This window comes from Achromobacter sp. RTa (assembly GCF_000757485.1).
Lineage (GTDB): Bacteria > Pseudomonadota > Gammaproteobacteria > Burkholderiales > Burkholderiaceae_B > Achromobacter.
Map to the genome: position 1 here is coordinate 217825 of NZ_JPYO01000013.1, position 7977 is coordinate 225801.

Below are 7977 nucleotides of genomic sequence, written 5' to 3' on the forward strand. Positions count from 1 at the left end.
AAAAGTCCTTCTTCAGAAGTGGCGCCTAACAATGACTTTGCATTGTTTTACGATCGGTCGTTTGCGCCTATTGGCGAGGCTTCCCGGCGAGCTCAGCGCCCACAACCGCCAAAAAAAGGGCGCGACCCGATCCGCGCGGCGCCGGAGACCGCCCGGCGGCCGCTGGTTTTGAGAATGAGTTGCAAGACGGATCTATAGGCCGGATTCTGTACACCAGGTTTCCCTGGCGGACGATCATTCCTCTGCGCTGACCATTGCTGGCCCGCTGTAGCCATCTACCCGCATGCTTGGACGGAGCCGCCCTTCGCGGCCCGAAGACCGCACGCATGCCTATTTGATGTTGCTCCGGATAGAGGTTGCCGCGTTTCACCCTGCGATGCCGCCGCCCGTTGCCGGACGGCGCGATACGGAGATGGCCGTATCTGTGCGCGCGATGCGCGCCCACCCCGCAGACTCGTCTCTGTGGCCCTATTCCTCAACCGCCCCCGAAGACGCGGCCGGACGGCCGTTAGCCGTTACCCTGCCCTGTGGAGTCCGGACCTTCCTCGATGGATTCGCATCCACCGCGATCGCCCGACCCGCCTTGCGGTTCGTATTCTAGTACAGGTGGCGGCTCCGTCCCCGAAGCCCCCCCCCCGCGGACCGTCCGCGCCAAACGGTCCGGCGCGTTCCTGCGACAATACGCCTTGATTCGCACAGACGCAGACGCTACCCCCATTACATGGCCCTCGCTACTCTCATCACTCTTACCGACATCCAGCTGGCCTACGGCCACCACCCGTTGCTGGACCACGCCGATTTCGCCATCCAGGCGGGCGAGCGCATCGGCCTCATCGGCCGCAACGGCGCCGGCAAGTCCTCCCTGCTGAGACTGCTGGATGGCAGGACCCTGCCCGACGACGGCGACATCGCGCGCAGCTCCGGCTTGCGCGTGGCCACCGTCGAACAAGAGCCCGAGCTCGACGAGAACGCCACCGTATTCGATGTGGTCTGCAACGTGGAAGGCGACCACGAAGACTGGCAGCGCCCGTCGCGCGTGCGCGCCGTGCTCGAAAAGCTCGGCCTGCCCGCCGACGTGCAGATCGCCGGCCTGTCCGGCGGTACGCGCAAGCGCGTCGCGCTGGCCCGCGCGCTGGTCGACGAACCTGACCTGCTGCTGCTGGACGAACCCACCAACCACCTCGACTTCGAAGGCATCGCCTGGCTGGAAGACATGTTGCGCGGCTGGAAAGGCGCCGCGGTCATCATCACCCACGACCGCCGCTTCCTGGACGCCATCGCCACGCGCATCGTCGAACTCGACCGCGGGCGGCTGCTGAGCTTTCCCGGCAACTTCTCGCAATGGCAGGAACGCAAGGCCCAATGGCTGGAATCCGAACGGCTTGAGCAGGCCCGCTTCGACAAGCTGCTGGCGCAGGAAGAAGTCTGGATACGCAAGGGCGTCGAAGCGCGCCGCACTCGCAACGAAGGCCGCGTGCGCCGCCTGGAGCGGTTGCGCGTCGAACGCGCCGAACGCCGCGAACGCGTCGGCGATGTTTCGCTGGCGCTGGCCGAAGGCCAGCGCTCGGGCAAGCTCGTGGCAGAGCTCGAGCACGTGGTCAAAGCCTTTGGCGAGAAGATCGTGGTGGACGACTACTCCACCACCATCCTGCGCGGCGACCGCATCGGCATCATCGGCCCCAATGGCGCCGGCAAGACCACCCTGCTCAAGCTGATCCTGGGCGAAATGCAGCCCGACAGCGGCGCCACGCGGATGGGCACCAACGTGTCGGTCGCCTATTTCGACCAGATGCGCGCGCAGCTGGACGAGAACGCCACGCTCGTCGACATCATCAGCCCGGGCAGCGAATGGGTCGAAATCGGCGGCACCCGCAAGCACGTGATGAGCTATCTGGGCGATTTCCTGTTCTCGCCGGCGCGCGCGGGCTCGCCCGTGCGCAGCCTGTCGGGCGGGGAGCGCGCCCGTCTGCTGCTGGCCCGCCTGTTCGCCCGCCCCGCCAACGTGCTGGTCCTGGACGAGCCCACCAACGACCTCGATATTGAAACGCTGGAGCTGCTGGAAGAGTTGCTGCAGGAATACTCGGGCACCGTGCTGCTCGTCAGCCACGACCGAGCCTTCCTCAACAATGTGGTCACGCAGACCATCGCATACGAAGGCAATGGGCGCTGGCGCGACTATGTCGGCGGCTATGACGAATGGGTCGCCCAGCGCCCCGCGCCCGCCGCTCCCGCCGAAGACGCCGGCGCTGCCGCCCGGCCCGCCGATGACAGCGCGGCTCGCGCCAAGGCCGCCCGCCCCAAACCCGCCCGCTCCGCCAAGATGAACTCCTGGGAGCTGCGCGAACTGGAGGGGCTGCCCGACGCCATCGCCGCGCTGGAGGCGCAGCAGGCCGAACTGGCTGGAAAGCTCGCGGATGGCAGCCTGTACCGCGACGCGCCGGCCGAGGTCGAGCGCATCAACGGCGAACTGGCCAAGCTGGAAAGCGAGCTGGAAGAACGGTTCGCCCGCTGGGAACTGCTTGAGGCGCGCCGCGAGGGCACGCTGTGATTTAAGGCAGCTCTATATACATATAGAGGGGCAATGAAAACGGGCTGTCTTGCGACAGCCCGTTTCGACATCTAGGCGTGCGCCCGCCAGGCCAGCGCTTCGCCCGCGGCCAGCGGCACCAGCGTCGTATCGCCGAAAGGCAGGCCGTCAGGCACCTGATAGGCCTCGCGCACCAGCGTCAGCGTGCCAGTGTTGCGCGGCAGGCCGTAGAAGTCGGGGCCATGGAAGCTGGCGAAGCCCTCCAGCTTGTCCAGCTTCCCGGCCGCCTCGAACGCGGTGGCGTACAGCTCCATCGCATGCAGCGCGGTGTAGCAGCCGGCACAGCCGCAGGCATGCTCCTTCAGCCCGCGCGCATGCGGCGCGCTGTCGGTGCCCAGGAAGAAGCGCGGGCTGCCGCTGGTGGCCGCGTCGACCAGCGCCTGCCGGTGCGTCTCGCGCTTCAGGATCGGCAAGCAATACCAATGCGGCCGCACGCCGCCCTGGAAAATCGCGTTGCGGTTGTAAAGCATGTGCTGCGGCGTGATGGTCGCGGCGATGGGGCCTTCGGCATCCCGTACGTACTCGGCGCCTTCTTTCGTCGTGATGTGCTCGAACACGACTTTCAAGGCAGGAAACGCGCGGCGCAGCGGCTTCATGACGCGGTCGACGAACACCGCTTCGCGATCGAACACGTCGATCGACGGATCCGTCACTTCGCCGTGCACCAGCAAGGGCATGCCGCATTTCTCCAGCGCTTCGAGCGCCTTCGTGCACTTGCCCAGCAGATCGGTCACGCCCGCGTCCGAGTTGGTGGTGGCGCCGGCGGGGTACAGCTTCACCGCATAGACCTGGCCCGACTCGTGCGCCCGGAAGATCTCCTCCGCGGACGTGTTGTCCGTCAGGTAGAGCGTCATCAACGGCGTGAACGCCGCGGGATTGCCGCCCGCCTTGCCCAATGCCGCGAGGATGCGGCCGCGATAGGCCAGCGCCTGCTCGGTGGTAGTCACCGGCGGCTTCAGGTTCGGCATGATGATCGCGCGCGCGAACTGACGCGCGGTGTCCGCCACCACGGCTTCCAGCGCGGCGCCGTCGCGCAGGTGCAGGTGCCAGTCGTCCGGACGGGTAATGGTGAGCTGAGTCGTGCTTTGAGTAGACATGAAAAGGCTTCTTAATCTGCCAGCGGCATGCCCCGTTCAGCCAGCGCGCAGAACATTGCGCTGCCCAGGGGAATGACCGCATCGTTGAAATCGAAATGCGAGTTGTGCAGCACGCAGCCGGAATCGGCTCCGCCCTGTCCGAGCCTGAAGTATGCGCCCGGCTTGCTCTGCAGCATGAAGGAGAAATCCTCGGACCCCATCGACGGCACCAGGTCGCGCACCACATTCTCCTTGCCTATCATCTCGGTGGCGATGTCGGCCACCAGATTGGCATGCTGCGGCGTATTCAAGGTCGCGGGGTAAATGCGTTCATAGACCACTTCGGCGGTGCCGCCGAAGGCGCCCGCGATTGCAGACACCAGTTCACGCATGCGCGTTTCCACCATTTCCTGGACGGACTTGCGGAACGTGCGCACCGTGCCCACCATCTTCGCTTCGCGCGGAATCACGCTCATCGCGCCAGGATGCCCGGCCTGCAGGGAGCCGATGGACACCACGGCCGAATCCAGCGGATTCACGTTGCGCGACACGATAGTCTGCAAGGCCGTGATGACCTGGCCCGCGATGGTGACGGGATCGATGGTCTGGTACGGATGCGCGCCGTGCCCGCCGCGCCCCGTGATCTGGATCTCGAAACGGTCGGCAGCCGCCATCATCGGCCCGGGGTTGATCCCCACGGTGCCCGGCTTCAGGCCCGGCCAATTATGCAGCGCATAGATGGCGTCGCATGGGAAAGTGTCGAACAGGCCGTCTTCCAGCATGGCGCGCGCGCCGCCTCGCCCTTCTTCCGCCGGCTGGAAAATCAGCACGGCAGTTCCGTCGAAATTGCGCGTCTGCGCCAGGTATTTCGCCGCGCCGATCAATATGGCGGTGTGGCCATCGTGGCCGCAGCCGTGCATGAGGCCCGGCTTCGTCGACTTGTGGCCGAAATCATTGTCCTCCGTCATGGGCAATGCATCCATGTCGGCGCGCAGGCCGATCATGCGCCCGCTATCGCAGCGTTTTCCGCGGATAACGCCCACCACGCCCGTCTTGCCGATGCCGCGATGCACCTCGATGCCCAGCGCTTCGAGCGAGCCCGCGACGATTCCGGATGTGCGCACCTCCTCGAATCCCAGTTCAGGATGGGCATGCAAATCGCGCCGAAGCGCCGTCAATTCGTCATGAAACAGTCGAATTGATTCCAATGGAGATCGTGCGTACATAGGAGGTTACAGAATGACGAGAGAGGGAGGACAATCTGTGCATTTTAGTTGCTACAGAGGATAAATGCCTTTGTCTTTACGGGAGAGACACGTTATGCTCCGGCCGCAGGACAATTTTTCCAACAGCCAGAGAAGGAGCGCCGCATTATGGCCACAACCTCCAAACCCGCGACCGCGCGCAAGCCGAACGCTGCATTCATGAAGCCCCTGACCCCCAGCGCCGAATTGGCTGCCGTCATCGGCTCGGAAGCCGTGCCGCGTACCGAGGTCACCAAGAAGATCTGGGAATACATCAAGAAGCACAACCTGCAAGATGCCAGCAACAAGCGCAACATCAACGCCGATGCCAAGCTGCGCCCGATCTTCGGCAAGGATCAGGTCACGATGTTCGAATTGACCAAGCTGGTCAACGCTCATCTGAAGTAAGCAGGCAAAGGGCGTACCCCGTACGTCCCTGCCTCCAGCTCGCCTCGACGCCCTGGCTCAGTGCCGGGCGAGCCCGCCTTACCCGTGTCTGGCGCCATTCCCCCTCCGGCTGCGGCAACCGCGCCTACATCGCCTTACCCGCATCCCCCAATCGTCAAGCCCTGCGCGCTTCTTCGAGCAGCCAGCGGCGAAATGCCACCAAGTCCGGACGCTGCGTAGCCAGGCGCGGATAGACGATCCAGTAGCTGTAATCGTTTGGCAAAGCCAGATCGAAGAGCCGCACCAAGCGCCCTTTGCGCAGGTCGTCGCCTGCCAGCGTCAAACGCCCCAAGGCAACGCCCTGGCCCTCGACCGCGGCCTGCAGCACCAACGCAGAATCGTTGAATGCCGGGCCTTGCGAGAGATCCAGCGAGACATTCGCATGGCGGCACCACTGCTCCCACGCGGCTCGCGGCTGATCGTGCAACAGTGGAGCCGCAACCAGGTCCGCCGGCTCGGCCAACAACGGCGGACCTTGCGCCAGCGCGGGGCTGCACACGGGAGACAACGACTCGCGAGCCAGCAGATCCGCCTTGAGGCCTGGCCAACGGCCCAGTCCCGAACGAATGCCGGCATCGAATTCATCTCTACCGTCCCACGTCTCCAGCGAGCTCGTCACGCGCAAATCCACCTCCGGATGGCGGGCACGAAAGGCGGGAAGGCGCGGCAGCAGCCAACGCGAGGCGAATGAGGGCAACACCGTAATGCGCAAGGGCCCCTCTCTTGCTTTCCTCACTTGCCCGGTTGCCTCTGCAATGCGGTCGAACGCCAGCGACAGCTCCGCCAGATAGGACGCTCCCTTGCGGGTCAACGTCAAAGCATGCCCCCGGCGCGTAAACATGGGTTCGCCCAGCCAGTCTTCAAGCTGGCGCACCTGGTGGCTGATAGCAGCCTGGGTGACGCACAGCTCGCCCGCAGCACGGGTGAAACTCAAGTGGCGGGCCGCGGCCTCGAAGGCACGCAGCGCTCCGAGAGGCGGCAGGCGTCGCATGATGCTTGATTAGCTGTATTTATGAAGCGTATGAGAATAGATCGTTTTGCGCCGGCCACATAGCGCTATCTACTAGAGCCCTTTCCGGCCTGCGGACACCGATTGCCGCCGGGCCCGTGCCACACAATAAAAGGACGGCGGCAATGATAGCGTGGGAGGTTTGGGCGGTGTTCCTCGGATATGCGGTGCCTATGATCGCCAGCCCGGGGCCGGGCAACACCTTGCTGGCCACCGCCGGCGGCCGCTATGGCCTGCGCGGTTCCGTGCCATTCTGGATTGGCTTCGAAGCCGGCAACGCCTCGCTTTGCGCCTTCTACGGCTTGGGTCTGGGCGGCACGCTTCACGAGTATCCGCAACTGCACGCCGTGCTGAAATGGGCAGGCGCCGCTTATCTGCTGTACCTGGCGTGGGGCTTCTTCCGGGCCTCCGCCACGCCGCCAGGCCAACAAGCCGGCGGCAGGCGGCTGGGGTTGCTGGACGGTTTCGTTTGCGTGATCCTCAACCCGAAAATCCATTCCATGATCATCGTGATGTTCGCGCAATTCCTTGTGCCCGACGCCGGCCTGGCGAGCCAAGTGGCTCAGTTGGGCATGGCCTTCGTGGCTCTAGGCCTGTTCTGCCATTTTCCCTGGATCTACGGCGGACAGATCGTCCTCGGTCGCTTTACCTCTCCGCGCGCCTTGCGCATTCAGGCCCTGGTGTTCGGCAGCTCCATGCTTGTCGTCGCCGCCTACGTGATCCTTTCCTGACACCCCAGCGGCAACGCGTAAATTGAAAAGGCCGGCGAAAGCCGGCCTTATGCGTGGGGATCGATGCGCTCAGGCGTATGTGGTCGGCGCCGCGCCTTCCAGCAAGGCCAGCCAGCCCTTGATCAAGCGATACAGCACCCACACCACAGTGGCGGCCAAGCCGATCCAGCCGATGAAGATGAGTGTCGCGATGGCGCTGATGGCCAGCCACAGCAAGGCCCACCAGAAGGTGCGCAGCAACCAGTCGAAATGAGAGGCGTAGACCGTGCCGGCAGCATCCGAGCGCTTGACGTACATGAGCACAACGGCCGCCAATGTCGCAATGCCCAGAAATCCACTCGTCAGGAAGCCCAGCGCGTACAGGCCGTAAGCAACGTGGGTCAGCGTGCGCAGGTCTAAAGTCGTACCGGGCACGGGGGTCTGGGGATCACTCACGATAACGCTCCAACGAATTGACTCGGTCAATCTTACCGCACAAAGCTACCCCGCCCACGGCCGTTGTTATTTGGGCACAATCAATGCTGGCGCGGCTTGCAGCCTGGTATGCAGCTGACAATCCTCAAAGAAAAAACCCCACAGCGCATGCTGTGGGGTTTCGGGATTGAAGCCTGACAATGACCTACTTTCACGGACGTCCGTCCACTATCATCGGCGCAAAGGCGTTTCACTGTCCTGTTCGGGATGGGAAGGAGTGGGACCACCTCGCTATGGTTGTCAGGCATAGCTGTTTGAACGCCCGCCTTGCCTGGCAAACGCTCCAATCTGGATCTGAAGCCCAACCCTGGCGCCTGGAGACTGGCTCGACAGACGCTGACAATGGGCTCTCACAAAAAACAAAACCCCACAGGATGTACCTGTGGGGTTTTGAGCAATAAAAGCCTGA

7 protein-coding genes, 1 rRNA gene and 1 other RNA gene are annotated in these 7977 nt (G+C 64.0%); 3 read left to right on the forward strand and 6 right to left on the reverse strand.

All coding sequences use genetic code 11. The features are described 5' to 3' along the window. Nucleotides 1-179 precede the first annotated feature (179 nt). Nucleotides 180-585, reverse strand: an RNA gene (gene rnpB / locus JL37_RS29670) — RNase P RNA component class A. Between the two features lie 136 nt (nt 586-721). On the opposite strand from rnpB, the gene JL37_RS05670 reads away from it, so the two are divergent. After that, entirely contained in the window at nt 722-2548 is a 1827-nt protein-coding gene (locus JL37_RS05670; RefSeq protein ID WP_043542571.1) for an ATP-binding cassette domain-containing protein, read from the forward strand. Nucleotides 2549-2619: 71 nt separating this feature from the next. Here JL37_RS05670 and pyrC read toward each other — a convergent pair whose 3' ends face one another. Beyond that, nucleotides 2620-3684 carry a dihydroorotase gene (gene pyrC / locus JL37_RS05675; protein WP_043542572.1) on the reverse strand — a complete coding sequence of 355 codons (1065 nt, stop codon included), beginning with the start codon at nt 3682-3684 and terminating at the stop codon, nt 2620-2622. An 11-nt stretch (nt 3685-3695) separates the two neighbouring features. Then, nucleotides 3696-4889, reverse strand: a complete 1194-nt coding sequence (locus JL37_RS05680; RefSeq protein WP_043542573.1) for a M20 aminoacylase family protein — start codon at nt 4887-4889, stop codon at nt 3696-3698. A gap of 147 nt (nt 4890-5036) precedes the next feature. On the opposite strand from JL37_RS05680, the gene JL37_RS05685 reads away from it, so the two are divergent. After that, the gene (locus JL37_RS05685) at nt 5037-5315 is read left to right on the forward strand and encodes an SWIB/MDM2 domain-containing protein (protein ID WP_006217453.1); all 279 of its coding nucleotides are present in this window, start codon (nt 5037-5039) and stop codon (nt 5313-5315) included. 154 nt (nt 5316-5469) lie between these two features. On the opposite strand, the gene gcvA is transcribed toward JL37_RS05685, so the two are convergent. Then, on the reverse strand, nt 5470-6345 hold the full coding sequence (gene gcvA, locus JL37_RS05690; protein WP_043542574.1) for a transcriptional regulator GcvA: 876 nt from the start codon (nt 6343-6345) through the stop codon (nt 5470-5472). A 191-nt stretch (nt 6346-6536) separates the two neighbouring features. Here gcvA and JL37_RS05695 point away from each other — a divergent pair, with 191 nt between their 5' ends. Beyond that, the gene (locus JL37_RS05695) at nt 6537-7094 is read left to right on the forward strand and encodes a LysE family translocator (RefSeq protein WP_231570302.1); all 558 of its coding nucleotides are present in this window, start codon (nt 6537-6539) and stop codon (nt 7092-7094) included. A gap of 69 nt (nt 7095-7163) precedes the next feature. On the opposite strand, the gene JL37_RS05700 is transcribed toward JL37_RS05695, so the two are convergent. Together JL37_RS05700 and rrf are read right to left on the reverse strand one after the other, a co-directional pair. Next, nucleotides 7164-7529: a membrane protein gene (locus JL37_RS05700; RefSeq protein ID WP_043542576.1), complete on the reverse strand. Its 366-nt coding sequence runs from the start codon at nt 7527-7529 to the stop codon at nt 7164-7166. A gap of 171 nt (nt 7530-7700) precedes the next feature. Beyond that, nucleotides 7701-7813 (reverse strand): 5S ribosomal RNA (gene rrf / locus JL37_RS05705). Nucleotides 7814-7977: the final 164 nt, after the last annotated feature.

Bases quoted from the DNA above. Each gene is read 5' to 3' on its own strand.
- JL37_RS05680 (WP_043542573.1), bottom strand. From the start codon at position 4,889: ATGTACGCACGATCTCCATTGGAATCAATTCGACTGTTTCATGACGAA.
- JL37_RS05685 (WP_006217453.1), top strand. From the start codon at position 5,037: ATGGCCACAACCTCCAAACCCGCGACCGCGCGCAAGCCGAACGCTGCA.
- JL37_RS05695 (WP_231570302.1), top strand. From the start codon at position 6,537: ATGATCGCCAGCCCGGGGCCGGGCAACACCTTGCTGGCCACCGCCGGC.
- gcvA (WP_043542574.1), bottom strand. From the start codon at position 6,345: ATGCGACGCCTGCCGCCTCTCGGAGCGCTGCGTGCCTTCGAGGCCGCG.
- pyrC (WP_043542572.1), bottom strand. From the start codon at position 3,684: ATGTCTACTCAAAGCACGACTCAGCTCACCATTACCCGTCCGGACGAC.
- JL37_RS05670 (WP_043542571.1), top strand. From the start codon at position 722: ATGGCCCTCGCTACTCTCATCACTCTTACCGACATCCAGCTGGCCTAC.